Below are 25,480 nucleotides of genomic sequence, written 5' to 3'. Positions count from 1 at the left end.
GAACATGGGTCTGGGCGATGAGCGTGGGTCTCGATGACACCAGGGGGCTCGGCGAGCATGGGTGCAGCGCGCGTCAGGGGTGGAGGCCGAACGCACGGAGCCGCGCACCGAGAGCATCCGACGTGACGATGTCCTCGGATCCCCAGCGGACGATCCGCCACCCTGTGACTCCGCGGATCGCATCCTCCCGACGCTTCTCCGCGAGCACCACGGCCTCCGCCGACATCCCTGTGCGCAACGTCGGATCGAGGTACTTTCCTCGCCCGTCGAACTCGCCGAACGTCCGCGCTCCCCGAAAGGCGAAGTCGAGCGAGTACTCCTCGCCGTGCGGTCCGGTGACGCGCGACTGCAGATCGACCTCGGTGAACCCGAGACGGTGAAGGTGCAGACGACTCACGCTCTCTCCGGGCAGCTGAGCGCGGCCATCTGAGAACGCGATCACCTCTCGGGCCTGACGGATGCCACGGTTCGAGAGGGTTTGCGCCCGCCTCCCGAGTTCACTCCGCCACTCTGCGGCAGCCGCATGGTCCTGGTCGTGTCGCCGGACCGCCATGCGCCGTAGCGCCGCGTCAGCGACGGCGATCGCCGCTTCGGGCGTGAGCCGGCATGCCAGATCGAGCACGGTCCTCTCGAGCGAGGTGCATCTGATGCCTTCGACTTCCACGAGGTCGCTATCGCGAAGAGTGAGATCGTGCCTCGCGACACCCCACTTCACTCTGCTGCGACTCGTCGGACCGAGAACAGCGTGAACGTGGGTCGGCGAGGTCCGATAGAGCGGAAGCCCGTGGATGACGGCCGCCGAAGCGAAGCAGAATGTGGCACGGCCACCGGCGGATTCCCGGTGCACGGCGAGCACCTTCAACAGATGACGACTCTCGTCCCAGAGCTGCTCCCACTCCACTGAATCCGCGTACCAGCCGCGACGCACTCGCACGATCGAGCCGTCGTCGACCATGGCCCGGAGCTCGCGCTCCGTCACCCCTCGAGCGAGCACATCACTTCTGGCGAGAAGGAGCCGGCGCGCTTCCTCGATGGTGATGGTCCTGCGCATGCACTCGATCCTCACCCTTCCCGCAGCCCATCCACACTGCGATGACCAGCGCTTGCCGGAAGTGCGGACAACTCGCTTCACATCCACTCTGTGCAGAACAACAGTCGGCGGTGCACCTGCCTACCTGACAGTCCCCGGACCCATGCCTATCGTCGAGACCCATGCCCCCGAGCGACTGCGGGCGTGGGTTTCGGCGACAGCCTTGGGTCTCGACGCGGGCGGGGCGGGGCGGGGGCGGGGGCGGGGGCGGGAGGGAGGGGGCGGGGGCGGCGTGTGAGGGCGGGGAGGGTCGGCGGGCGGGGTTAGGGTCGAAGGGTGACCCCGGAACTCTCTGCACGCATCGTCGCGGATTCCCGTGACCGCGTGGCCTGGTTGAGAGCTCGATCCCGGGGCATCACGGCGACCGACGTGGCCGGACTCACCTCCGAGAAGTCGATCGCCAGGGCGGCGGACTCGAAACTCGGTGGCGGACCCCGCTTCGGCGGCAACGCGTACACGGATCACGGCCGCCGACGCGAACCCGAGATCGCGGCCTGGGTGGCGGCCACCCACGGCATCCTCCCCTCGTCCGCGCTGTTCCGCGCCGAAGTCGAGCATCGTCATCTCGCCACACCCGACGGCATCGCGGTCGACGCGGACGGGCGCGTGAAGCTCGCCGAGATCAAGACCACGAACAAGCCTTTCCGCGGCATCCCGCGCACCTACCTCCGTCAGATCTGGTGGCAGCAGCACGTCCTCGGCGCCGAGCGCACGCTGTTCGTGTGGGAGGAGCACGTCGACTTCGCGCCGATCCACGACGAGCCGCGCTGTGTGTGGATCGACCGCGACGACCGCGAGATCGCCAAGCTCGTCGGACTCGCCACCGACCTCATCGATGAGCTCTACCGCCGCACCACAGGCCAGCAGGTTCCGAACCGGATCGTGGACGCCGCCGCCAGCCGCCGAGAGCAGCTTCGAGAGCGCGACGCCTTCCGTGCTCTGGCCCTCGCCGACTGACGAGTTCACCGACTGACGAGTTCGCCGACCGACGAGTTCACCGACCGGCACGACTGACCCGGCACGACTGACTCTCACCCTGCGTCCGCCGTCCTCAGGTGCAGGTGTTGTTGCCACCGAGGCCCAGCAGACCGCCGACCGACAGTGTGCGCGTCGCCGCCGGTGACACCCACGACGTTCCCGCGTAGATGCTCTCGACCTTGACGGTGTTCGTCGACCCCAGCAGGCTTCCGAGGAGCGTGTTCAGAAGCCCGGAGCTGATCGTCGACGAGTAGGTGTACGGGCCGGAGCCGCTCTGCGTGACGTTGCTGTTGTCGACGACGACGTTGTTGATCGACAGCCGCTGCTGCACCGTCAGGTACGGCGAGGTCCAGGTGATCGTGAAGCCGGTGAACGTGCCGAGAAAACTCGTGACCGTGCACGAGGTCACCACCGGAGTCGCCAACGTCGATGCCGTGAACGATCGCGTCGCGTACTCGCTGTCGGTGAAGGCGGCATCGGTCATCTGCACCGACGGAGACGAGGCGACGCCGAGGAGCACCGCGAGGCCGACGACTCCGGCGAGGATCCGTGCACGCTCACGAGGCCTCATCTCGCACCCCCTCTCCCGAAGCAGCGCGTCGACGGCGGAGCACCAGCACGGCACCCGACCCGATGAGGCCGGCGCCGGCTCCGACGATCCACGGCGCCGCGGAGGGAAGTCCCGTCGTCGCCAGGGCACCGTCGGACCCCGCGACCACCGTCTCCCCCGCGCCCTGCGCATGCACGCGGACATCGGTGCTGCCGGCGCCCGAACCGCCCGCGGGATCGAGGACGATGGCGAGGCGGAGGTGTGTCGTCTCGGTGTCGGCGACCTGCAGAAGCGGAACCTCGACGCCGTCGCGCGGGATGTCCCACCGCGTGCGCAGGGCCGTCGCGCCCACCGGGCATCCGCTCTCCGTCCATGCCTCCGCGCACGTCGAGATGTCCAGGAGCAGGTGTGCTTCACCTGTCGCGCTCACCGCGATCCTGATGACTCCCGGATCCGGCGCGTCAGCACTCACCTCGATGTCCCACTGCACCGGCTGCCCCGGCAACAGGCTGCCTGCCGCTGCCCAGTCCGCGACGGAGACCAGTCGGAGAACGGATCCCTGGATGACCTGTGTCGTGGGCGCCGCCCAGGCCGCGCCCGGCGTCACGATCACGGCGACCGCGAGCAGGACCGCGGCGAGCGCGCGCCTCATGGGCCGTTCCCGTCGGGATCGCGAGCGGCTCGGCGCTGCTCGCGCGGCCAGAAGGCCCACACGACGAGCGACGTCGCCGCGACGGTCAGGACTCCCAGCACCATCGGATTGCCCATCCCGGCGATGATCGACGCGACCCCCGGAACCGCGAAGACCACCTTCCTGACCGAGGAGACCGTGTATGGGAAGGGATCCTCCGCCGCGTTCGCATCCCCTCGCATCGTGATCACCCGCTCCGGCGCACTCGCACCCGCGACGACGGAGGTGACGCGGTGGGTGACGGGGAGCTCCCCCTCGCGGTCGACCGTGACCACATCACCGACGACCACCTCGCTCGCGGGCACGCGCTGCACCACCGCGACGGAACCGGCGGGGATCGTGGGCGACATGGAGCCGGTGCGGAACATGATGAGCGTGATCTGCGCCGTGAAGGCGAGCACGACGAGCAGGATGCAGACGGCGCCGGCGATCGCAGCCGCCCAGAGCAGCACGTCGCCGATCACGCGCCCCGGTCGTATCCGGGAATGTACCCTCGCCGCGGTCGCGTGGGGTTCGACCGCGGCGAGGGACGTCTTGTCCTCCCTCAGGCTCCGCCGTGTGGGGGTCGTCATGTGCTCGTCCTCTCCCTGGCATCGCTGCTACGACGACGTCCCGAGGAACTGCCAGGTCTGCGTCATCGTCAGGCCCTGCGCCGCGTTCGCAGCGGTGAGCGGGAGCGTGACGGCGAAGCAGTAGTTCACTTGTGCGGAGCCGTTCGCGGTGACGACCTGCGTCGCGGATCCGCCAGCGGTGAGTGCCGATCCGTCAGCCACGACCGCGGTCCCGGCCGCGTACGTGGTCGCGTTGCAGGTGGTACCGGCGATCGTTCGCACTCCGTAGGTGAGATAGGCGGCGAGTCCCGTTCCCCCCGGAGTCCCCGCCGACAGCTGCAGGGTTCCTGCAACTGACGGGTTCGCTGTCTTGACGCTGAACAACGCATAGGTGTAGTTGCCCGGCGCCATGGCGGTCGGAGCGAGCTGGAAGTTCAGGGTCGCGGCCGCGCCGGTGGTCGCGTGGCTCGAGAACGTGGCTCCATCGACGGCTCCGACGATGTCGAACCGGCCCGCGGTGAAGTTCGCGGTTCCGTACTCGGAGTCGTTCCAGGCGGCGAGTGTGGCGGCGGCGCCGATGCCGAGCACGAGCCCTCCCGCGAGAACGGCTCGCAGTCGACGCGATCGAAGTCTCCGCCCCTCCCGCACATCTCTGCGGGTGACCATCACGTACTCAGCTCGTCGACGTGGCCGTGAACTTCCAGGTGGCGTTGGTCACCAGGCTCGGCGTCAGCGACGCATCCGCCGTCACTTTGAAGCAGAGTTGCACGGCCGTACCGGGAGCTGTCGTGGGGCTGCCGACGGCCAGCGGCACCTGCGTCGCACCGGTCTGCACGTCGAGCGTCGCTCCGGTCGCGATCGGCGTTCCGGTGGCACTCGCCGCGTTGCAGGTCGCGCCGGGTGCGAGCTGATAGATCGAATAGGACAGGTGTCCGGTGTTGGAGCTCGCTGCGGGGTCGGCGGTCGTGCCGTCGGCGACGAGATTGGCTGCCGTCGTCGTCCCGCCGGCCAGACGCACCCAGAATCCGGCGTACACCGAGCTCGTCGGAGACATGTTCCCCACCAGCCCGGCGGGGAGCGTGAACGCGAGCGTGGCTGCACTGCCTGCGGAGTTGTGGTCGGCATATGTGGTGCCGTCCGTCGATCCTTGGAGGTTGAAGGCGCCGGCGGTGAACGTGCCGTTCGCGAACTCGGAGTCGTTCCACACCGCGAGCGTCACCGCTGTGCCGATGCCGAGCACGAGCCCTCCCGCCAGTACCGCGAGGACCTTGCGCTGGGTTGCCTTGGTTGCCATGTCGTTTCCCCCTCCAGGAACTTCGAGAACCGCGTGAATGCCTCTGTTCCGGTCCCCCTCAACGACCCCGCATCCGCGCGTTTGCGCCATCCTCTCCCCGCCCCATCCGCAGAACAAGGCGATTTCGCGCAGGAGATTCGCTCATCCCGCGCAGAGTGGAGAGACCTCCGCTAATCGTTGATCTATATCAACGACCAGCGTATAGTTGACGCAGTTCAACCATCTCGCGCGCGCCAGAGCGGTCGCAGCATCCCCTCCTTCTCTCTGCGAAAGGTCAGGCATGACCCCGGATTCTCCTGTCAAGATGACGCATCGCCAGGTGCTCGAAGCCCTCACCGGCCTCCTGCTCGGCATGTTCGTCTCGATGATCGCCACCACGGTGGTCTCCACCTCCATGCCGGTCATCGTGCACGACCTCGGCGGCGACCAGGCCGCCTACACATGGGTCATCACCGCGACGCTGCTCACCACCGCCATCTCGACGCCCATCTGGGGCAAGCTCGCGGATCTCTTCAACCGCAAGCTGCTGATCCAGATCGCCATCGTCGTCTTCGTCGGCGCGACGGCTGCCGCCGGCTTCGCGCAGGACACCAACACGCTCATCGCGTTCCGTGCCATCCAGGGCATCGGCGGCGGCGGACTCGCGGCCCTCAGCCAGGTGATCATGGCCGACATCATCAGCCCCCGCGAGCGCGGCCGGTACATGGGCCTGTTCGGCGCCGTGATGGCCGTCGCGACGGTGGGCGGCCCGCTGCTCGGCGGATGGATCACCGATGTCGCGAACTGGCGATGGAACTTCTTCGTCGCCCTGCCTTTCGCGGTGGCCGCCCTCATCATCCTGCAGAAGACGCTCCATATCAGCACCGAACGCACCCGCAAGGTCTCGATCGACTACGTCGGCATCGTGCTGCTCTCCGCGGCCGTCTCACTGATCCTCATCTGGATCACCAACGCGGGATCGACCTTCGACTGGTGGAGCACGGAGACCGTGCTCATGGTCGGCGGAGCGATCGTCTCGGCCATCGCCTTCATCATCGTGGAACTCCGGGTGCGAGAGCCCCTGATCCCGCTCACGCTCTTCCGCGGTCGCACCTTCACCCTCTCGGTGCTCGCGTCGATCTCGATCGGCGTCGCGATGTTCGGCACCTCGGTGTACCTCGCGCAGTACATGCAGCTGTCCCGCGGCGCCACGCCGACCGAGGCCGGGCTCATGACCCTCCCGATGATGGCAGGGCTCCTGATCGCCTCGATGGTCATCGGCCAGCTCGTCACGCGGTTCGGCAGGTGGAAGGGCTACCTGATCCTGGGCTCCGTGCTGCTGATCGCCGGATCGGTGATGCTGTCGACCCTGCACTACGACACGAACTTCGTCCTCGTCTCGATCTACATGTTCGTGATGGGCGCCGGCGTCGGCATGACGATGCAGAACCTCGTGCTCATCGTGCAGAACGTCGCCAAGCCCAGCGAGATGGGCGTCGCGAGCTCCGGTGTGACCTTCTTCCGCAGCCTCGGCGGCACGATCGGCGTCTCGGTGATGGGTGCCGTGCTCGCGAACAGCCTCACCGGTCTGTTCAGCGACGGCAAGGAGCGCATCGGAGCAGCGATCGCTCAACTGGGTGACAAGGGTGCGGAGGTCGCAGCCCAGCTGTCCAGCGGAACACTGCCGGAGGTGCGCCTGCTCCCCGAACCGGTGCGCTCGATCATCGAGGATTTCTACGCCCAGGCGATCTCGCACGCGTTCCTGATCGGCATCCCGCTCGCCGTGATCAGCCTTGTGGCGATCCTGTTCCTGCCGAACCGCCCGCTGACCACGATGACGACGACCGAGCGCGCCCACGCGGATGCCGCGAAGGAGGACGACGGCCGTGCGGCAGAGGCATCCGACGTCGCGATCGCCGACGCGGAGGCACTCTCCGGCGCTCCGACGACCGGCGCGGTGGGCGTCATCCATCGCGCCGACGACCATGGAGACGCCTCGTCCGATGTCCGACGCTGACGACACCCCCGGCACCGCCCACACCGCGGACGACGCCGACACCCCGGAGGCGCGGGCCGAAGCGGTCCGCGACCTCGAGGCGGAGTTCGGTGAGCTGATCACGCACTTCCGCCGCGTGATCACCGAGAACGCGAACCGTGTGAGTCCTGGGCTGCTGCCAGGCGCCTACAAGATCTTCACCACGATCGCACGGTGCGAACAGGTCACCGTGTCCGCACTGTCCGAGCGGATGCTCATGGACAAGGGGCAGGTGAGTCGGACGGTGCGTGAGCTGGAGGACCTCGGTCTCATCGAACGCACGGCCGACCCCGCCGACGGACGCTCCTCCCTGCTCGAGCTCACGCCGCTCGGCACGGAGAGGCTGTCCGCAGCCCGACTTCCGCAGGAGGGCATGCTGCTGCGCACGCTCCAGGAGTGGAGCCTCGCGGACATCGGGAACCTCACCCGGCTGCTGCACGCCCTCGGGGCCGGGGTGACGCCGCGGACGAGCGCGGCCGACTGAGCGAAGGAGCCCCGAGCACCCGTCGAGCCTCGTCCGCGACCTCAGCGGCGATCGTGTCGAGCATCTCCGATCGCAGGTTCCACTGCTGCCAGTAGAGCTGCACCCGAAGCACGGGGCCGCCCAGGGGCACGAGTCCACCCGAATCCTGCAGCACCGGCACCATGCCCCACCCGAGCCCCAGAGCGACCGCCAGCGCGTAGTCGTGTGACGCCGGAACGTAATGACGCGGGACGCCCGCCTGCTCGACCGACATCGCCCTGAGCCATTCATGTTGCAGGGTGTCCCTGCGGTCGAAGTCGACGAACGGCGCTCCGGCCAGCGCCGACGAGGTCGCCCCGTCGGGGAACCAGCGTGCGGCGAACTCCCGCTCGGCCATCGCGCGATACTCGAGCACCCCGAGCGGTGACACGGAGCAGCCGGTGACGGGGGTCTCCTCGCTCGTGACGGCCGCCATCACCGCGCCCGATTCGAGCAGGCGGGCCGTGAAGTTCTGATCGTCGCGATGCAGGTCGAAGTCGATGTCGTGCCGTGCGGAGAGTCGCGCGATCGGGGCCAGGAACCACGTCGCCATCGAGTCGGCGTTCACCGCGAGAGGCACCGTGATGCGTGGAGAGCCGTCCGGGTCGTCGATGCCCACCCCCGCGAGCGCGTCATGCTCCAGCAGGGAGATCTGTCTGGCCAGACGGACGACGGCCTCCCCCGCCTCGGTCAGGCGTGCGGGCTTGGTGCGCACCACCAGGATGCGGCCGAGCTGCTGCTCGAGGGTCTTCAAACGCTGGCTCACCGCGGACGGCGTGATCTGCAGACGCCTCGAAGCCGCGTCCAGCGTTCCCTCATCGACGATCGCGGCGAGGGTGTTCGCGAGTTCCGGGTCGATACGCACATAAGCCAGGCTAATGGTTCCGTAGGAATCTTCGCTTCTCTTCATGTGGGTCCGTTCCTACGCTGGACACATGCTCACGATTCTCGCCGGCCTCGGACTCGGCCTCTCCCTCATCGTCGCCATCGGCGCGCAGAACGTGTTCGTGCTGCGTCAGGGAATCCGTCGCGAGCACGTCCTGGCCGTGGTGATCATCTGCGCGCTCTCCGATGCAGCGCTGATCGCCGCGGGGGTCGCCGGCCTCGGCTTCGTGATCTCCGCAGCACCCTGGCTGGTCGTGGTCGCCCGATGGGCGGGCGCGCTGTTCCTGCTCACCTACGGAGCACTCGCCGCGCGGAGGGCCTGGCGGGGCGGCGAGGAGCTCGACGTCGACGCGGCGGACTCCGCGCCACTCCGCGCCCCGACCGCGGGAGGCACGACGCCCACGATGACCCGCACGCGGCTGGCACCGGTCATCCTGACCACCCTCGCGCTCACCTGGCTCAATCCGCACGTGTACCTCGACACGGTGCTGATGCTCGGTTCGATCGCGGCCACCCACGGTGATCAGCGCTGGCTCTTCGCCGTCGGGGCGATGGCCGCGAGCCTGCTGTGGTTCACCGCGTTGGGCTTCGGGGCGCGCTATCTCGGACGATGGCTGCGCACCCCACGGTCGTGGCGCATCCTCGACGCCGTGATCGCCGTCGTCATGATCTCGATCGCGATCAGTCTCGTCCTCCCCGTGCTGGGAGCGTGACGGATCAGGAGGCGTCGATCTGAGCGAGACGCGCGCGGACGAGAGTCTCCAGCACTTCGGTCGGGATCGGATGCTCTGGCTGGAACCGGATGGTGCCCTTGTCGACGCTGGCTCCGGGGTGGTTCCCGAGCGCGTCGGCGACGGTCGCCACAGCATCGGGACTGAACGGGTAGACGCCGATGTGCTTCTTGGCCCGCATCACGGAGAGCAGCGGCTTGCCGTGGTGCACGAGCGCCGGCATCCCGTAGCCCTTGCCCTGCTCCGCATCCGGCACCTCCGTGCGCGCGACCGCGTAGACACGATCGACAGCGGCCCGATCGGCCGGTTCGAGGTCCGCGAGATAGTCGTCGATGGTGCCCACGAGGGCATCCTCTCACCGATCCACCTCAGAGGCGAGGGTCGCGCGGGCTCAGCGCCTCTGCTCAGGCACCGTGGAGTTCAGGCACCGTCGAGAGGACGCATGATGCGGGTGAGGAACCGCTGCGTGCGCTCGTGCGTGGGTGCACTGAAGAGCTGGGCAGGTGGGCCCTGTTCGACGACGACGCCGCCGTCCATGAACAGCACGTGATCCGCGGCTTCCCGCGCGAAGCTGAGCTCGTGCGTGACCACGGCCATGGTCCAGTTCTCGTCGGCCAGCTCCTTGATGACGAGCAGCACCTCCCCCACCAACTCGGGGTCGAGCGCGCTCGTCGGCTCGTCGAACAACAGCAGGTCGGGCTTGAGCGCGAGCGCCCGCACGATCCCGACGCGCTGCTGCTGTCCTCCGGAGAGCTGATGCGGCCGGGCGTCAGACTTGTCGGCCAGACCCACGCGATCGAGGAGGACGAGCGCCTCGGCGACGACCTCGGTTCTCGGTCGACCCTGCACGCGCCACGGACCCTCGATGACGTTCTCGAGGACAGTGAGGTGCGGGAACAGGTTGTGGTGCTGGAACACCATCGCCGACCGGTCGCGCAGGGCGAGCCGCTTCTGCTTCTGCACCCGGGGCGAGGGCTTCACCGCGGGGGCGAAGTCGATCTCGGGCCCGCCATCGACCACGATCGTGCCGGCGTCAGGCGTCTCGAGACCGTTGAGGGCGCGCAGCACCGTGGTCTTGCCGGAACCGCTGGGGCCGATGAGCACGACGACCTCTCCGCGGTGCAGGGTCAGGTCGATCCCCCGGAGCACCTCGTTGTCGCCGAAGCTCTTGCGCAGGCCGCGGGCGGTGAGCAGAGCCTCTGCGGTGTTGTCAGTGCGCGACACGGCTGTCGAGCCTCCTCTCGAGAGCGCTCTGGCCGAACGACAGCACCAGGCAGAACACCCAGTAGACCAGCGCCGCGGCGAGGTAGAGCACCATGAACTCGTAGGTCGTCGAGGCGATCTGCTGGGCCACCTTGAACAGCTCGGTCACGAGGATCAGCGACGCCAGCGAGGTGTCCTTCACGAGCGAGATGAACGTGTTCGACAGCGGCGGCACCGACACCCGTGCCGCCTGCGGCAGGATGATGCGCGTGAGCGTTCGCGTGCGGTTCATGCCCACCGTGTACGCCGCCTCCCACTGTCCCTGCGGGACGGAGAGGATGGCCGCACGCACCACCTCGGCGCCGTAGCCGCCGACGTTGAGTGACAGCGCAATGATCGCGCTCGGCCACGGGTCGATCGTGATCCCGATCGACGGCATGCCGTAGAAGATCACGAAAAGCTGCACCAGCAGCGGCGTCCCGCGGATCACCGAGATGTAGAACCGCGCGACGCCCGAGAGGATCGGGTTCACGGAGATCCTCATCAGCGCGATGCCGATGGCGATGATCAGCCCCAGGGAGAACGACGCCAGCGCGAGCGGCACCGTCGCTGTCAGACCCGCCCAGGCGATCGGCCCGAGCGAGTCGAGGAACAGCTGCCAGGGACTCTCCATCGATTACTGGGAGACGTCTTCGCCGAAGTACTTCTTGCTGATCTCCGCCAGGGTGCCGTCAGCGCGGAGCTCGTCGAGCGCTCCGTCGACGGCCGTGACGAGAGCTTCCTTGTCCTTGGTGAACGCGAACGCCGACTTGCCCGCCTCATCGGTCTCGGCCGCGATCTTCAGTCCGGTCGGGCTGTTGGTGGTCTCGTAGTCGAGGAAGGTGAGCTTGTCGTTGATGGTCGCGTCGACGCGGCCCTGGCGGAGCAACTCGACCGCCTGGGCCCACCCCTCGACACCCTCGACCTTGGCGCCGGACTCGGTGGCGAGGTCGTTCCAGTTGCTGGTGAGGGACTGCGCGGTGGTCTTGCCCTTGAGATCGGCGAAGGACGAGATCGAGTCGTCGTCCTCGGCCACGACGATCACGCCCGGAGAGACGGTGTACGGGGTGCTGAAGAGGTACTTGGCCTCACGCTCGTCGTTGATCGTGACCTGGTTGGCGATCACGTCGAATCGGCCGGCGTCGAGACCCGCGAAGATCGCATCCCACTGGGTCTCCTCGAACTTCACGTCGAGGCCGAGCTTGTCTGCGACGGCCTCGATGATCTCCACGTCGTAGCCGGTCAGGTCGCCCGCTCCGTTGTCGCCGTGGAAGCTGAAGGGACGATACGTGCCCTCCGTGCCGACGGTGAGGACGCCGTCCTTCGCGAGGCCGTACTCCGAGCTCGCGGAGCTCTCACCGGAGCCCGAGGTGCTCGCGGGAGTGCTGGACCCGCTGCAGGCGGTCAGGACCGCGGCGGCGGCGACGAGTGCGGTGACGGCGATGAGACGACGGGACATGAACCCTCCTGGGGTGTGAAGCGCGGTGCGAGTTTACGCGACCGTCACGGGAACTTCCCCACAGTACGTGGCGCATGTCGGTTCCCCGCATCCGATGACGTTGCGTTTCGCGGTTCCGACGGGACGCAGAAACGCCCCCGGGCGGACCCGGGGGCGTTTCAGAGAGTCAGACTCAGATGGCGTTGACGTCCAGCGGGATGCCGGGGCCGAACGTGGTCGACACCGCACCCTTCTGGATGTAACGGCCCTTCGAGCTCGACGGCTTGAGGCGGACGATCTCCTCGAGCGCTGCGCCGATGTTCTCGTCGAGCTGCTCGGCGGTGAAGGAGGCCTTGCCGACGACGAAGTGCACGTTGGCGTGCTTGTCGACGCGGAACTCGATCTTTCCGCCCTTGATCTCCTCGACGGCCTTGGCCGGGTTCGGGGTCACGGTGCCGGTCTTCGGGTTCGGCATCAGACCACGGGGTCCGAGCACCTTTCCGAGACGACCGACCTGGCCCATGAGCTCCGGGGTGGAGACGGCGGCGTCGAAGTTGGTCCAACCGTCGGCGACCTTCTGGATGAGCTCGGCGCCGCCGACCTCATCTGCACCTGCGGCGATCGCTGCCTCGGCTGCGGGGCCGGTGGCGAAAACGATGACGCGGGCGGTCTTACCGGTGCCGTGGGGCAGGATGACGGTGCCGCGCACCATCTGGTCCGCCTTGCGGGGGTCGACGGCGAGCTTCAGCGCGACCTCGACGGTCGAGTCGAACTTCGACGAGCCGGTCTCCTTCGCGAGGGCGACGGCCTCGGTCGGGGTGTAGAAACGGTCTGCCTCGATCTTCTCGGCGGCAGCCTTGTAAGCCTTGGACTTGGTAGCCATGATTATTCTCCTCAGCCCTCGACCGTGATGCCCATGGAACGGGCGGTGCCGGCGATGATCTTCGAGGCGGCCTCGATGTCGTTCGCGTTCAGGTCGGCCTGCTTCTGCTCGGCGATCTGACGGACCTGGTCCTTGGTGATCTTCGCGACCTTGACGGTGTGCGGGGTTGCAGAGCCCTTGGGGACGCCTGCGGCCTTCTTGATGAGCTCCGCCGCGGGCGGGGTCTTCAGGACGAAGGTGAAGCTGCGGTCCTCGTAGACGGTGATCTCGACGGGGATGACGTTGCCGCGCTGCGACTCGGTCGCGGCGTTGTACGCCTTGCAGAACTCCATGATGTTGACGCCATGCTGACCGAGCGCGGGGCCGATCGGCGGCGCCGGGTTGGCTGCACCGGCGTTGATCTGAAGCTTGATCAGGCCGGTCACCTTCTTCTTCGGTGCCATTCTCTTTCCTTTCATCGAATCGGATACCGGAGCATCCGCTTCTCCCACGGATCCGGCGTTTCCGGAACGTGGTCGTCTGCGCGCCCTTCGACAAGCTCAGAGACCCATGCGGGCTGTCGCACAAACCACACAAGTCTACCTGATCCGGAGCGCAGCGACGGACGTCTCCGGATCCCCCCTGCCCCGGTCGGATGTACCAACGCAGAACGGCCGCCCCGAATGGGACGGCCGTTCTCGCTGACGGGTGTCAGATCATCTTGGTGACCTGGTCGAACGACAGCTCGACCGGGGTCTCGCGCTCGAAGAGGGAGACGAGCACCGTGAGCTTGCCGCTCTCGGGCTTGATCTCGCTGATCGAACCGGGAAGACCCGCGAACGAGCCCTCCTTGATCGTGATGGTCTCGCCGACCTCGAAGTCGACCTCTGCGGGCAGCGGACGAGCGACGGCGACGCCGCCCTTCGACGCGATGTTCTTGGCGGTCGGCACGTCCTTGACCTCGACGAGCGACTTCAGCATGTTGAAGGCCTCCTCGAAGCGCAGCGGCGTCGGGTTGTGGGCGTTGCCCACGAAGCCGGTCACACCGGGCGTGTGGCGGACGACGGACCAGGTGTCCTCCGTGAGCTCCATGCGCACCAGCACGTAGCCGGGGATGCGCACGCGGGTGACCATCTTGCGCTGGCCGTTCTTGATCTCGACCACGTCTTCCATCGGGACCTCGACCTGGTAGATCTCGTCCTCGACCTCGAGCGTCGACTTGCGCTGCTCGATGTTGGCCTTGACCTTGCGCTCGAAACCGGCGTAGGAGTGGATGACGTACCACTTGCCCGGGAGCATGCGGAGGTCCATGCGGAAGGCCTCGTACGGGTCCTCCTCCGCGTCGTCCTCGGACTCGGCGTCCTCGCCCGCTGGACGGTCGTCTTCACCGTTCACGTCGGGGCCGTCGTACGGGGTGACCTCGTCGGCCGCCTCCGCCTCCTGCTCGGCGACCTCTTCGGCCACGGATTCGTTGAGAACCTCGGCGGCGGCCTCGGACTCAGCCGCTTCGTCCAGGTTGAGAGCGTCGTTCACGATGGCGTCCGCCTCCGGGTCGTCGATGTCGATGTCGGTGTCAACCACGTCATCCTCTTCGCCGTCCTCGTCTTCGACGTGGACGGCGACGTGCTCAGCCGAGGTGACCGAGAGCTCTTCCTGAGCGAGCACGTTGCCCTCCTGGGCCTCGTCTTCCTCGCTGGACTGCTCGGCGGCGGTCGCCCAGTCGGCGTCGTCGGAATATCGTTCAGACACTTTGCTTCTTCTCCATAGCTGCGGCGCGAGCCGCGGGGGTCATCAGCCAGGGATTCCGAACACCCAGTGCGTCACGAACGCGAACAGCGTGTCCAAGCCGTAGACGATGCCCATGACGATGATCACGAAGACGAGCACCACCCCGGTGAACTTGAACAGCTCCTTGCGAGTCGGGGTGACGACCTTGCGGAGCTCGGCGATGACCTGGCGGATGAACAGGGCGATGCTCCCGAAGAACCGGGAGAAGGGGTTGCCCTTCTTCTCGCGGGTGGCGCCGGCCGCGACGACCTCGCCGCGCGGTTCGTCCTGATCCATCCTGAATGTACCTTTCGTGTGTCAGCGTTGCGCTGACGCGCAGGGCGGACAGGAATCGAACCTGCAACCTGCGGTTTTGGAGACCGCTGCTCTGCCAATTGAGCTACCGCCCTAGAGACCGGAAGGCCTCGGGGTGCTCTCCCCACCCTGCCACCGCGACTGCGACCCGGAGACCCCAGGCACGGCGAAAGAATGCAGAGAACAACTGCCCCACAAGCATACGGCATCGATGCGGCGGCGCCGAACCGGGATCGCGATGGCGTGTTCTTGTTAGGCTCGGCGAGCGTATGCAGGAGGAGGGAGCGCCGGTGAGCGCTGAAGTGCAGCAGTTCCAGGTGGATCTGCGCGGAGTCGTCGATCTGCTCAGTCGGCACATCTACTCCAGTCCTCGCGTGTACCTGCGGGAGCTGTTGCAGAACGCCCGCGATGCGATCACCGCCCGCCAGGAGGTCGACGGCGGCGGCGGGCGCATCCGGATCACTCCGCTGACCGCGGAGAACGGCGAGTTCGTGCTGCGCGACGACGGGGTGGGGTTGACGTCCGCCGAGGTCGCCGACCTGCTGGCGACCGTCGGACGCAGCTCCAAGCGCGACATCTTCGACCTCCCGCGCAGCGACTATCTCGGCCAATTCGGCATCGGTCTGCTGAGCTGCTTCATGGTCGCCGACACGATCGTCATCCGCTCCCGCAGCGCCCGCGGCGGCGCTTCGGTCGAGTGGACGGGGAGCGCGGACGGCACGTTCCAGGTGACGGAGATCGACGAGGAGCTGCCGATCGGGACCAGCGTGCATCTCGTCCCGCGGTTCGACGCCGACGAGCTGCTGCGTCCCGCAGCCGTGCGCGAGCTGGCCACGACGTTCGGCGAGTTCCTCCCCGTGCGCGTCACGATCGACACCGCGGCCGGCGATGTCGACATCACCAGGGACGCCCCGTTCCTGCACGCCGCACAGCACCCCGAGGCCGCCGTCGACTTCGGTCGCGACCTTCTCGGTGCGAGTCCGCTCGACGTCATCGAGCTCAGCGAGCCGGCGACGGGCACCCGGGGCCTCGCCTACGTGCTGCCGTTCGCCCCGCCGCCCGGCGCACGCCAGGCGACCCGCATGTACCTCGGCCGGATGCTGCTCTCCGAACGCGTCGACGACGTGCTCCCCGACTGGGCCTTCTTCGTGCGGGCCGTGGTCGACTCCACCGGACTCGCCCCGACCGCGAGCAGGGAATCGCTCGTCGAGGACGCCGCCCTCGAGCGCGTGCGCGAGCAGCTGGGCGCCGGGATCCGCCGCTGGGTGCTGGAGCTGGGGCTGCGCGAACCGCACCGTCTCGCCCAGTTCGTCGCCGTGCACGAGGTCGGGCTCAAGTCGCTGGTGCGCCACGACGAAGAGCTCTCCCACTTCATCTCGCGCTGGCTGACCGTCGAGACAACGCACGGCGCCATGCGCATCGGCGACCTCGTCGAGCGATACCCGCACATCAGGTACGCGCAGACAGTGGACGAGTTCCGGCAGGTGGCAGGCATCTCTCCCGCAGACGAGGTGCTCGTCAACGGCGGCTACCTCTACGATTCCGACCTCATCCGGATGCTGCCGGACCTGTACCCCCACGTCACCGTCGAGCAGGTGGACGTCACGGGCGAACTCGACCGGCTCGACCCGCCGCCCCTCGACGACCGCGACTCCGCGGTGGCCCTGGAAGCCCGTGCCGGTGCGGTGCTCGCGGCGTCCGACTGCTCCGTTGTCGTGCGATCCATCGATCGCCCCGACCTCGCCGCCCTCTACGTGGCCGACCCCGAGGTGCTCAGGGCGATCGACCGCGGCCGCACCAAGGGCATCACCGGATCGCTCTGGGGTGGCGTGCTCGACCGCATCGACCAGACCCTGTCCTCCGCCAGGGAGGAGGATCTGCGCGCCCGACTGTGCCTGAACTGGTCGAACAGGGTGGTGCGCGCCCTGGTGAGGGTGCAGGATGAGGCGGTCTTCGCCCGAACCGTGCAGCTGCTCTACATCCAGGCTCTCCTGGCCGGGCATCACCCGCTCGCCGACGCCGACCGGGCGCTGATGACCAGCGCCCTCTCCGACCTCGTCTCGCTCTCGGCCGGTCTGGAGGGAGACACCCTTCCCTTCGGCGACGCCCGCTGACCCTCCCGAAAGGTTCTGTCCATGGCACGTCCGAAGAAGCGCTTCCAGCAGCTGATCGAGGAGATCGATCGCACTCCCTGGGGTCCCGCAGAGCAGGCCCTGGTCTCCGAGGCAGTGGCCCTCGCGGTGGAGATCGGCGACGAGCGGCTCGAGTACGAGGCCAGGATGCGCCAGACGGCCTCGGCGAACATGAACGGTGCGACCGACGTCATGCTGAACTCGTTCGCGTGGTGCCTCGCTCATCACGACGCGGACCCGCAGCGCTTCCCCGCCGACCTCGACAACGGCGGCGCCGATCTGATGTGGCAGTTCAAGTGGATGGCCTCGTCGCTGAGGTCCTCTCCGGCTTTCTCCCAGGAGCAGATCGCCGCCGTCCTCGACGACATGGAGTCTCACTACCGTGCCGCAGGTCTCGGCGTCAGCGGGGTGCTCACGGCTCGTTTCGAAGACGCCTGGGATGCCGGACGCATGGACGAGGCCGAGGCGCTCCGCGTGCAGCTCGAGGCCACGCCGCGCGACGACCACAGCCACTGCGACGCGTGCGGACGCAGCCAGTTCGCCGGATTCTTCGCCGACACCGATCGCGACGCCGAGGCGATCGTGTTGGTCGAGGAGATGATCGAAGGCGGCTTCTCCTGCGGCGAAGAGCCGGAGCACGCTCTGTCCCGCGTGCTGCTCCCCTATCTGCGCGCCGGACGTCTCGAGGAGGCGAAGACAGCCCACCTGCGCAGCTACCGCCTCGCCAAGGACAACCCGGACAACCTGCGCATCGTCGCCAACAACATCGTGTTCGCAGCCGTCACCGGGAACGAGGCGCGTGCTCTCGCCCTGGTCGAGAAGCACATCTCCTGGCTCGCGCACGACGGCCTGAACGTCGACGCGCACTTCGCCGCCCTCGCCGCCCTCGCCGTGGCGCTCGACCGCGTCACGGCAGCCGGGCACGGCGACACCCCGGTGCGCGGAGCCGACTCCCCTGCGCTCGTGCCGTTCTTCGGCGAGCACGACGGCGCCTGGGGCGCGGCCGACCTGGCTGCCGCCTCGTGGGCCGCCGCCGAGCGGATCGGCCGAGGCTTCGACGAACGCGACGGTACCGAGGGCCACGCCCGCAGCCTGCAGCGGATGCGTGGACTCGCGAAGGAGAGCTACGACGTGCCGATCCGGTCCGACGCCTTCATCACCCCTGCTTCCACCACCGCCCCGGTCGACGCAGAGGGCTGGTTCGAGCGCGCCATGCAGCTCGCGCAGTTCGGCGCCGAGCACGAGACGCTCGAAGCCCTGCCCCGCGCCCTCGAAGTCGAAGATCCCGCCAAGCGCGCCCAGCTGCTGTCCATGCGGCTGGGGATCCTGGTCGCACTGGAGCGCGCGGACGAGGCCCTGCAGCTGCTGCCGGAGCGCATCGCCGCACTCCGCGCCGCTGGGCACGAGGCGCAGGCCGACCTCGAGGAGCGCATCGGACTCGCGACATTCGGCCTGAACACGCCGGAGACGACCGCCGCTCTGGAAGAGGAGATCGGCGCATCGGACGAGCTTCCCGCGTGGACGCGCGGTGACCTCGCGATCAGCCGCGCGGCCCTGCACCTGCAGTCCGGCGAGCCGGACGCCGCGCTGGACCACGCGGAGGTGGCCGCCCGGTCATTCGCCGAAGCGGACGACACCCGCCTGACGAACACCACGACGCTGGTGGCCATCTCGGCCGTGCTGAGCAAGGGCGATCTCGAAGCCGGCAGCGCGTTGCTGGACCGCTTCCTCGCCCAGGAGGACGTCAGCACGGGGCACCGGGCGCAGGCCCTGCAGACCCGCGCACGCGTGCGCGGTGGCACCAGCTCGTACGCCGAGGGGGCGGTCGACGCCGACGAGTCCTGCCGCCTGCTCGCCGAGCTGGGAGCGACCCGTGCACTCGGCGACGCCCATCTGCTCGCCGGCGCGCTCTGGGAGGACGCCGACGAGCCGGAGAAGGCCGTCTCGCGCTATCGCCTCGCCGCTCGCCTCGGCGGCGACGCGGGAGGCGACACGACCGGACTCGACTTCCGACTCGCCCGCGCCATGCTGCGGGTCGGTGATGCGGAGGAGGCCGCCGAGCTCTTCGGAGATGTGCTGCAGCGCGAGGAGGAGGCCGACGTCCCCGCCGGTTCTCGAGCGATGACCGCTTCGATGCTCGCCCGCGCATTGAGTGCGGCCGGGGAATTCGGCCAGTCGGTGGGCGCCCACGGCTACGCCTCCGAGCTGTTCGGGCAGGCCGAGGAGCACGCCGACCAGGCGATGGCGATGACCGAGCAGGCGAAGATCCTCGCGCGTTTCGACGAGCACGACGATGCGATCGCCCTGCTCGAATCCGCGGCCGAGACCGTCCGACGCGCGCCGGACGCCGTCGGAGCGCTCACCGAGGTGCTGCACAGCCTCGGGCAGGCCTACGGTGGGCGCGGCGACGAGCGGGCGTTCGCTCTCTTCGACGAGGTCGCCGCCCTCGCACAGCAGCACGACGCCGGGTGGCTGCTCGCCGATGTCACCGATTCACGGGCACGCGCTCTGGCTGAGCTCGGACGCATCGACGAGGCCGTGTCGGCCGCGCTCACCGCGGCCGACGGCTTCGCTGCACTGGGAGACCTGGGGGCGGCCGGAAGCTCCGAGCTGTTCGCCGCGCGGGTGCTCGCCGGCAACGACCGCTCAGCCGACGCCGTGCCGGTGTACCGCAGCGCGATCGATCACGCGGCCGGCCACCCGCCGCTGCTGCAGGTCGCGGCCCTCGAACTCGGCAACGTGTTCGAGGCGCTCGGGCGGCACGGCGAGGCCGCCGAGATCCGCGCCCACCTGGAGAGCTGAGCGTCGGATCCCGGCGTGGCGCCGGCTCAGAAGAGCTGGCGCCAGTTCGCCTTCGCGAGGTCGAGAAGCTCGTCCCCGCGTCCGGACATCACGGTGCGGATCGCATAGAGCGCGAAGCCCTTGACCTGCGCGGCCTCGATCGCCGGCGGCATGGACAACTCCTGCCGCTCTGTGACCACGTCGAGCAGGGCCGGACCGTCGTGAGCCAGCACCTCGCGCACGGCATCAGGGAGGTCTTCGCTGCGCTCCACCCGACGGGCGAAGATGCCCATGGCTTCGGCGATCGCGGCGAAGCTGGGGTTGTCCAGTCCTGTGCCGTAGGTGACGAAGCCGGCGGCCTTCATCTCGAGCTCGACGAAGTTCAGCGACGAGTTGTTGACCACGATCGTCTTCACCGGGAGCTTGTTCTGCGTCAGCGTGAGCAGCTCGCCGAGCATCATCGCCAATCCGCCATCGCCCGCGAGTGCGACGACCTGACGGTCGGGGTGGGCGACCTGCGCACCGATGCCGTGCATCAGCGCGTTCGCCATCGAGCCGTGGGTGAAGGAGCCGATCAGGCGCCGGTTCTCGGTCATCGAGAGATAGCGCGCCGCCCACACGGTCGGTGACCCGACATCGGCGGTGAAGATCGCGTCATCGGTCGCGTACTCGTCCAGGAGCCTGGCGAGGTACTGCGGATGGATGGGGCGCTTCCCCTTCGCCGGCACCGCCAGCTCGTCGAGCTTCTTGCGGGTCTTGCGGTAGTGCGCGATCGCGTCGTCGAGGTGACCGCGATCGTCCTTGCGCGCGATCCTCGGCAGCAGCGCCTCGGCCGTGGCCCGGACGTCGCCGACCAGTCCCAGATCGAGCGGATGCCGTTTGCCGAGCTGTGCGCCGCGAATGTCGACCTGGATCGTCTTCGCACCGTCAGGGTAGAACTGCTCGTACGGGAAGTCGCTGCCGAGCACCAGCAGCGCGTCGGCGGCCTCCATCGCGCGGTAGCCGGACGCGAAACCGAGCAGTCCCGTCATCCCGACGTCGAAGGGGTTGTCGTACTCGATGAACTCCTTGCCGCGAAGGGCGTGGACGATGGGAGCACCCAGCTTGTCGGCGAGCGCGATCACCTCGTCGTGGGCGCCTTCGACCCCGGCGCCGGCGAGGATCGTGACGTTCTTCGCCGCGTTCAGCAGCGTCGCCGCCTTCTCGAGCTCTGCGCCGTTGGGGACCACCACGGGGCGGGCGCGCTCGATCACGACGGCGCGGTCGTCGGCGATGTCGGCGAGGGCGACGTCACCGGGGATCACGAGGACGGCGACACCGCGCTCCTCGATCGCTGCGCGCATGGCGATCTCCATCAGGCGCGGCATCTGCTTCGGGTCGGCGACATACTCCACGTACACGCTGCACTCGCGGAAGAGCTCCTGCGGGTGCGTCTCCTGGAAGTACCCGGTGCCGATCTCGGTCGTGGGGATGTGCGCGGCGATCGCGAGCACGGGGACGCGGGAGCGGTTCGCGTCGTACAGGCCGTTGATGAGATGCAGGTTGCCCGGCCCGCAGGAGCCCGCGACCACGGCGAGCTCGCCCGTGGTGGCGGCATCGGCGGCGGCGGCGAAGGCGGCGGACTCCTCGTGCCGCACATGCACCCAGCGGATCGTGCCGTCCTTGCGGAGCGCGTCCGTGAAGCCGTTCAACGAGTCCCCGGGAATGCCGTAGACACGGTCGATCCCGTTGGCGTGCAGAGTCTTGACGATGTTCTCAGCGACGTTTGCCATGCTTCGACCCTACGCCCGGGGGCGGGCGCGAGGCTCGTCCGGACCCGTGACAGATGTCACCCGAAATGGCGACGTCTGGCACTGTCTCCACAACCGCACTCGATCTAGCCTCGGACCATCAGAAGAACCGGAGTGCTGTACCGATCCGGAGCAGTACGGCAAGGAGAGGAACTCCCATGAACGAATTCGCCATCGGGGACACCGTGCAGATCACTGGACCGACGATGACAGGCAATGTCGGGACGGTCGTCTCGATCGACGAGAAGCGGGGGAAGTTCCTCGTGCGGATCACCGATGTGACCCAGAACTACTTCACCCCGACCGACCTGAAGCTCTTCTCGGCCTGACGGTTCTCGGCCTGACGGTTATGGGCCTGACGGTTATCGGCCTGACGGTCAGTCAGTACTCCTGGGGCCCGTCGAGCTCCGGCTCGGCACTGCGACGGAAGGCCCGCCCCGAAACCGACGTCGGGGCGATGCGCACATAGACCCGTTTGAGGGTGGGGATCCATGGGCGGAGGCCGGCCGCATCCGCCCTGTGCACGTCGGCGTCCGACTCCAACGCACTCGCGTGGCCTCGCACGATCACGCTCCAGGCGTCCGTGTCGGTGTGGTCATCGACCTCGAACAGCACATCGGTGTTCACCGTGAGCTCGAACAGCTTGCTGCCGGGTGCGGTGCGGAACAGGATGCCGTCCCCGTCGACCACGAAGTTCACGGGGAAGATGTCGATCGTCTCCCCCACGTGGGTGACGAGCCGGCCGAGCTCCTGCGTGCGGAGCCGCTCCCAGCTCTGTTCGGTGGTCAGCGTCTCGATGGGATCGGTGTGCGCGCTCATGCGGCCATTGTCCCTCACCCGGTGTCCCCGCCGACAGGGCGTCCCGTCCCGCAACACGAGGCGGGCATGCGGACGGCCCCTCGCGCTCTGCGAGGGGCCGTCCGTCGCACGCTCAGCCGATGCGGATGAGCTTCTTGTTGACGAACTCGTCTGCGGCGAGGTGTCCCAGCTCACGGGCGGTGCCGCTGCGCTTGACGCCGCCGAAGGGCAGTTCGGGGCTGTCCGCCAGCACGAGGTTGACGTAGACCATGCCCGCCTCGATCTTGTCGGCGACGCGCTCGGCCTGCTCCGCATCCGTCGTGAAGACGTACGAGCCGAGCCCGAACGTGGTGTCGTTCGCGAGCTCGACCGCTGCGTCCTCATCCGCCACGCGGTAGACGACGGCTGCCGGTCCGAAGAGCTCCTCACGGTAGACGTTCATCTCCGGCGTCACGTCGGCCAGCACGGTCGGAGCGAAGAACGCACCGTCGCGGGTGCCACCCGTGAGCAGCGTGGCGCCCTGCTCGACGGCCTGATCGATCTGCTTCTGCAGGTTCTCCGCCGCGGTCTCGGACGACACCGGACCGAGCACCGTGTCGTCGCGCATGGGGTCGGTCGCCTCGACCGCGGCCATCGCCGCCGTGAACTTCTCCACGAACGCGTCGTAGAGACCGTCGACGACGATGAAGCGCTTGGCGCCGTTGCAGGCCTGGCCGTTGTTGTCCAGACGCGCATCGACGCCGGCCTGGACGGTGGCGTCGAGGTCGTCGGTCGACAGCACGATGAAGGGGTCGGAGCCGCCCAGCTCGAGCGCGACCTTCTTGAGGTTGCGGCCCGCGATCTCGGCGACCGCGGCGCCTGCGCGCTCGGAACCGGTGAGCGAGACGCCCTGCACGCGCGGATCGGCGATCATGGTCGCGATCTGCTCGTTCGTGGCGAGCACGTTCTGGTAGGCGCCCTTCGGGAAGCCGGCGTCGTGGTAGATCTTCTCGATCGCGGTCGACGACTCCGGGCACTGCGGTGCGGGCTTGAGCAGGATCGTGTTGCCCACGATGAGGTTGGGCGCGGCGAAGCGCACGATCTGGTACGCCGGGAAGTTCCACGGCATGATGCCGACGAGCGGACCGAGCGAGGAGCGGCGGATGATGGCCGACCCCTCCCCCAGGATCGCGATCGGCTGGTCGGCCATGATCGACTCCGCCTGGTCGGCGTAGTACTCGGCGATGTCCGCGGCGAAGTCGACCTCACCGAGCGCGGCCTCGCGGGGCTTGCCCATCTCGCGCACGAAGATGTCCGCGAGCTCCTCGCGGCGCTCGCGGTGCAGCTCGGCCGCACGGCGGACGAGGGCAGCGCGCTCTGCGACCGTCGACGAACGCGACCACCCGCGGTGGGCTTCGTCGGCCGCGGCCACGGCCTCTTCGATCTGAGCGTCGGTGAAGGTGTCGAAGGACGCCAGCGTCTCTCCGGTGGCGGGGTTGATGACGGCGTAGTCGGTCATGGGTTGTCCTCTCGTGTGCGGGTCCCTTCGACAGGCTCAGGGACCCAGGCCGTTCGGGTGGGGTGGGCCCTTCGACAAGCTCAGGGACCCACCCGGAAGGTCAGGAGACCGGGATCAGCGTGTACTTGGTGGACAGGTACTCGTGGATGCCCTCGAAGCCGCCCTCGCGTCCGACGCCGGACTGCTTGACGCCTCCGAAGGGTGCGGCCGCATTCGAGACCACTCCCACGTTGAGACCCATCATGCCGGTCTCGAGCCCGTCGATCATCCGCTGCCCGCGCTGCAGGTTCTCGGTGAACACATACGACACGAGCCCGTACTCGGTGTCGTTCGCCAGGCGCACGGCCTCTTCCTCGGTCTCGAAGGTCGCGATCGCGAGCACCGGTCCGAAGATCTCCTCGCGGAGGATCGCGCTTCCGGCGACCACGTCGGTGAGCACGGTGGGCTCGTAGAACGTGCCGGTGCCCTCGACGGCCTTGCCGCCGGCGAGCAGGGTCGCACCGCGTTCGACCGCATCGTCCACGAGCTCGCCGGCCTTGGCCACAGCGTCCTCGTCGATGAGCGGTCCGATCGCCACGCCCTCTTCCGTGCCGCGGCCGATCTTCATGCCGTTGACGCGCTCGGTCACGCGCTTGGCGAATTCCCCGGCGACGTCCTTGTGCACGATGAAGCGGTTCGCGGCCGTGCAGGCCTGGCCGATGTTGCGGAACTTCGCGGCCAGCGCACCGTCCACGGCCTTGTCGAGGTCGGCGTCGTCGAACACCACGAACGGAGCGTTGCCGCCCAGTTCCATCGACACGCGCAGCACGCCTTCGGCCGCCTGGGCGATGAGCTTGCGGCCCACCTCGGTCGACCCGGTGAAGGAGAGCTTGCGCAGGCGCGGGTCGGCGATGATGGGCGCCGACAGCGCACTCGACTTCGACGTCTGCACGACGTTCACGACACCGGCGGGAAGGCCTGCCTGCTCGAGCAGCGAGACGAAGTACATGGTCGTCAGGGGCGTGAGTGCCGGGGGCTTGATCACGACGGTGCAGCCCGCTGCGAGTGCGGGGGCGATCTTGCGGGTGGCCATGGCGAACGGGAAGTTCCACGGCGTCACGAAGAACGACGGTCCGACCGGGCGCTGCGATACGACCATGTGGCCGGTGCCCTCGGGGTTGATGCCGTAGCGACCGCTGATGCGCACGGCCTCCTCGCTGAACCAGCGCAGGAACTCCCCGCCGTAGCCGACCTCGCCACGTGCTTCGGCGAGAGGCTTGCCCATCTCGAGCGTCATCAGAAGGGCCAGATCCTCCTTGTGCTCCTGAACGAGGTCGAAGGACTTGCGGAGGATCTCGCTGCGCACGCGCGGAGCCGTCGCGGCCCAGGCGTCCTGCGCGGCGACCGCGGCGTCGAGGGCGCGGATGCCGTCGCCGGGCGTCGCGTCGGCGATGGTGCGGATCACGGAACCGGTCGCGGGGTCCTTCACATCGAAGGTGCCGCCGGTCTCGCCGTCGATCCACTGGCCCCCGATGAAGAGTCCGGTGGGGATGCTGTCCAGGAGCGCCTGTTCGGTCTGAGTGCTCATGATT

26 protein-coding genes and 1 tRNA gene are annotated in these 25,480 nt (G+C 68.3%); 7 read left to right on the top strand and 20 right to left on the bottom strand.

The features are described from left to right. Window positions 1-73: 73 nt before the first annotated feature. On the bottom strand, window positions 74-1,051 hold the full coding sequence (locus tag MOX01_RS05760; protein ID WP_058633167.1) for a type IV toxin-antitoxin system AbiEi family antitoxin: 978 nt from the start codon (window positions 1,049-1,051) through the stop codon (window positions 74-76). Window positions 1,052-1,366: 315 nt separating this feature from the next. Here MOX01_RS05760 and MOX01_RS05750 point away from each other — a divergent pair, with 315 nt between their 5' ends. Then, window positions 1,367-2,047 (top strand): YqaJ viral recombinase family protein, encoded by a 681-nt coding sequence (locus tag MOX01_RS05750; RefSeq protein WP_046747878.1) that lies wholly within the window; start codon window positions 1,367-1,369, stop codon window positions 2,045-2,047. A gap of 94 nt (window positions 2,048-2,141) precedes the next feature. Here MOX01_RS05750 and MOX01_RS05745 read toward each other — a convergent pair whose 3' ends face one another. Genes MOX01_RS05745 through MOX01_RS05725 form a run of 5 tightly spaced genes read right to left on the bottom strand, consistent with a single transcriptional unit; the run spans window position 2,142 to window position 5,154 of the window. After that, window positions 2,142-2,639, bottom strand: a complete 498-nt coding sequence (locus tag MOX01_RS05745) for a hypothetical protein (RefSeq protein WP_046747877.1) — start codon at window positions 2,637-2,639, stop codon at window positions 2,142-2,144. Continuing rightward, the gene (locus tag MOX01_RS05740) at window positions 2,626-3,270 is read right to left on the bottom strand and encodes an LPXTG cell wall anchor domain-containing protein (RefSeq protein ID WP_141368754.1); all 645 of its coding nucleotides are present in this window, start codon (window positions 3,268-3,270) and stop codon (window positions 2,626-2,628) included. Before MOX01_RS05740 ends, MOX01_RS05745 begins: the two co-directional genes overlap by 14 nt. Further along, window positions 3,267-3,881 (bottom strand): signal peptidase I, encoded by a 615-nt coding sequence (locus MOX01_RS05735; RefSeq protein ID WP_061015380.1) that lies wholly within the window; start codon window positions 3,879-3,881, stop codon window positions 3,267-3,269. The genes MOX01_RS05740 and MOX01_RS05735 overlap by 4 nt, the downstream gene beginning before the upstream one ends. A gap of 27 nt (window positions 3,882-3,908) precedes the next feature. Further along, complete coding sequence (locus MOX01_RS05730) at window positions 3,909-4,526, bottom strand: SipW-dependent-type signal peptide-containing protein (RefSeq protein WP_141368752.1); 618 nt, start codon at window positions 4,524-4,526, stop codon at window positions 3,909-3,911. A gap of 7 nt (window positions 4,527-4,533) precedes the next feature. Beyond that, the gene (locus tag MOX01_RS05725) at window positions 4,534-5,154 is read right to left on the bottom strand and encodes a SipW-dependent-type signal peptide-containing protein (RefSeq protein ID WP_046747874.1); all 621 of its coding nucleotides are present in this window, start codon (window positions 5,152-5,154) and stop codon (window positions 4,534-4,536) included. A 304-nt stretch (window positions 5,155-5,458) separates the two neighbouring features. Here MOX01_RS05725 and MOX01_RS05720 point away from each other — a divergent pair, with 304 nt between their 5' ends. Together MOX01_RS05720 and MOX01_RS05715 are read left to right on the top strand one after the other, a co-directional pair. Beyond that, window positions 5,459-7,150 (top strand): MDR family MFS transporter, encoded by a 1,692-nt coding sequence (locus MOX01_RS05720; RefSeq protein WP_230979363.1) that lies wholly within the window; start codon window positions 5,459-5,461, stop codon window positions 7,148-7,150. Next, window positions 7,137-7,652, top strand: coding sequence for a MarR family winged helix-turn-helix transcriptional regulator (locus MOX01_RS05715; protein WP_141368750.1), 516 nt, complete (start codon window positions 7,137-7,139; stop codon window positions 7,650-7,652). Before MOX01_RS05720 ends, MOX01_RS05715 begins: the two co-directional genes overlap by 14 nt. Here the strand turns inward: MOX01_RS05715 and MOX01_RS05710 are convergent. Beyond that, on the bottom strand, window positions 7,591-8,535 hold the full coding sequence (locus tag MOX01_RS05710) for a LysR family transcriptional regulator ArgP (RefSeq protein ID WP_058632135.1): 945 nt from the start codon (window positions 8,533-8,535) through the stop codon (window positions 7,591-7,593). The genes MOX01_RS05715 and MOX01_RS05710 overlap by 62 nt on opposite strands. A 70-nt stretch (window positions 8,536-8,605) precedes the next feature. On the opposite strand from MOX01_RS05710, the gene lysE reads away from it, so the two are divergent. Further along, a complete protein-coding gene (lysE, locus tag MOX01_RS05705; protein WP_141368749.1) occupies window positions 8,606-9,268 on the top strand; it encodes an L-lysine exporter in 663 nt (220 codons plus the stop codon). Window positions 9,269-9,272: 4 nt separating this feature from the next. Here the strand turns inward: lysE and MOX01_RS05700 are convergent, their stop codons facing one another. From MOX01_RS05700 to MOX01_RS05660, 9 genes are all read right to left on the bottom strand, one after another. Continuing rightward, on the bottom strand, window positions 9,273-9,629 hold the full coding sequence (locus MOX01_RS05700) for an iron chaperone (protein WP_141368747.1): 357 nt from the start codon (window positions 9,627-9,629) through the stop codon (window positions 9,273-9,275). Window positions 9,630-9,706: 77 nt separating this feature from the next. Next, the gene (locus MOX01_RS05695; protein ID WP_141368745.1) at window positions 9,707-10,510 is read right to left on the bottom strand and encodes an amino acid ABC transporter ATP-binding protein; all 804 of its coding nucleotides are present in this window, start codon (window positions 10,508-10,510) and stop codon (window positions 9,707-9,709) included. Beyond that, entirely contained in the window at window positions 10,497-11,162 is a 666-nt protein-coding gene (locus MOX01_RS05690) for an amino acid ABC transporter permease (protein ID WP_141368743.1), read from the bottom strand. Before MOX01_RS05690 ends, MOX01_RS05695 begins: the two co-directional genes overlap by 14 nt. Window positions 11,163-11,165: 3 nt before the next feature. Further along, window positions 11,166-11,987 carry an amino acid ABC transporter substrate-binding protein gene (locus MOX01_RS05685; protein ID WP_061015299.1) on the bottom strand — a complete coding sequence of 274 codons (822 nt, stop codon included), beginning with the start codon at window positions 11,985-11,987 and terminating at the stop codon, window positions 11,166-11,168. Window positions 11,988-12,159: 172 nt separating this feature from the next. Continuing rightward, on the bottom strand, window positions 12,160-12,849 hold the full coding sequence (rplA, locus tag MOX01_RS05680; protein ID WP_046747865.1) for a 50S ribosomal protein L1: 690 nt from the start codon (window positions 12,847-12,849) through the stop codon (window positions 12,160-12,162). A gap of 11 nt (window positions 12,850-12,860) precedes the next feature. Next, window positions 12,861-13,292, bottom strand: a complete 432-nt coding sequence (rplK, locus tag MOX01_RS05675) for a 50S ribosomal protein L11 (RefSeq protein ID WP_046747864.1) — start codon at window positions 13,290-13,292, stop codon at window positions 12,861-12,863. 247 nt (window positions 13,293-13,539) lie between these two features. After that, on the bottom strand, window positions 13,540-14,577 hold the full coding sequence (gene nusG / locus MOX01_RS05670; protein WP_046747863.1) for a transcription termination/antitermination protein NusG: 1,038 nt from the start codon (window positions 14,575-14,577) through the stop codon (window positions 13,540-13,542). Window positions 14,578-14,619: 42 nt separating this feature from the next. Continuing rightward, the gene (gene secE, locus MOX01_RS05665; RefSeq protein ID WP_017201518.1) at window positions 14,620-14,892 is read right to left on the bottom strand and encodes a preprotein translocase subunit SecE; all 273 of its coding nucleotides are present in this window, start codon (window positions 14,890-14,892) and stop codon (window positions 14,620-14,622) included. A 40-nt stretch (window positions 14,893-14,932) separates the two neighbouring features. Continuing rightward, window positions 14,933-15,005: transfer RNA gene (locus MOX01_RS05660), tRNA-Trp, on the bottom strand. A 195-nt stretch (window positions 15,006-15,200) separates the two neighbouring features. Here MOX01_RS05660 and MOX01_RS05655 point away from each other — a divergent pair. Both MOX01_RS05655 and MOX01_RS05650 read left to right on the top strand, forming a co-directional pair. Further along, the gene (locus tag MOX01_RS05655) at window positions 15,201-17,024 is read left to right on the top strand and encodes an HSP90 family protein (RefSeq protein WP_170224128.1); all 1,824 of its coding nucleotides are present in this window, start codon (window positions 15,201-15,203) and stop codon (window positions 17,022-17,024) included. Window positions 17,025-17,045: 21 nt separating this feature from the next. After that, window positions 17,046-19,844, top strand: a complete 2,799-nt coding sequence (locus MOX01_RS05650; RefSeq protein WP_061015301.1) for a hypothetical protein — start codon at window positions 17,046-17,048, stop codon at window positions 19,842-19,844. Window positions 19,845-19,870: 26 nt separating this feature from the next. Here the strand turns inward: MOX01_RS05650 and poxB are convergent, their stop codons facing one another. Further along, window positions 19,871-21,595, bottom strand: a complete 1,725-nt coding sequence (gene poxB / locus MOX01_RS05645; protein WP_046747860.1) for a ubiquinone-dependent pyruvate dehydrogenase — start codon at window positions 21,593-21,595, stop codon at window positions 19,871-19,873. A 176-nt stretch (window positions 21,596-21,771) separates the two neighbouring features. Between poxB and MOX01_RS19110 the strand changes: the two genes are divergently transcribed. Continuing rightward, the gene (locus MOX01_RS19110; RefSeq protein ID WP_164734110.1) at window positions 21,772-21,942 is read left to right on the top strand and encodes a KOW domain-containing RNA-binding protein; all 171 of its coding nucleotides are present in this window, start codon (window positions 21,772-21,774) and stop codon (window positions 21,940-21,942) included. 52 nt (window positions 21,943-21,994) lie between these two features. On the opposite strand, the gene MOX01_RS05640 is transcribed toward MOX01_RS19110, so the two are convergent. The 3 genes from MOX01_RS05640 to MOX01_RS05630 all read right to left on the bottom strand — a co-directional run bounded on the left by MOX01_RS05640 (window position 21,995) and on the right by MOX01_RS05630 (window position 25,476). Then, on the bottom strand, window positions 21,995-22,432 hold the full coding sequence (locus MOX01_RS05640) for a pyridoxamine 5'-phosphate oxidase family protein (protein WP_058632129.1): 438 nt from the start codon (window positions 22,430-22,432) through the stop codon (window positions 21,995-21,997). A 112-nt stretch (window positions 22,433-22,544) separates the two neighbouring features. After that, window positions 22,545-23,909, bottom strand: a complete 1,365-nt coding sequence (locus MOX01_RS05635; protein WP_058632128.1) for an NAD-dependent succinate-semialdehyde dehydrogenase — start codon at window positions 23,907-23,909, stop codon at window positions 22,545-22,547. 100 nt (window positions 23,910-24,009) lie between these two features. Further along, window positions 24,010-25,476 carry an NAD-dependent succinate-semialdehyde dehydrogenase gene (locus MOX01_RS05630; RefSeq protein WP_058632127.1) on the bottom strand — a complete coding sequence of 489 codons (1,467 nt, stop codon included), beginning with the start codon at window positions 25,474-25,476 and terminating at the stop codon, window positions 24,010-24,012. Window positions 25,477-25,480 lie beyond the last annotated feature (4 nt).

Source organism: Microbacterium oxydans (assembly GCF_006540085.1).
Lineage (GTDB): Bacteria > Actinomycetota > Actinomycetes > Actinomycetales > Microbacteriaceae > Microbacterium > Microbacterium oxydans.
Note: the sequence above shows the minus strand (reverse complement) of the source record. Positions and strands in the feature narration are given on the sequence as shown.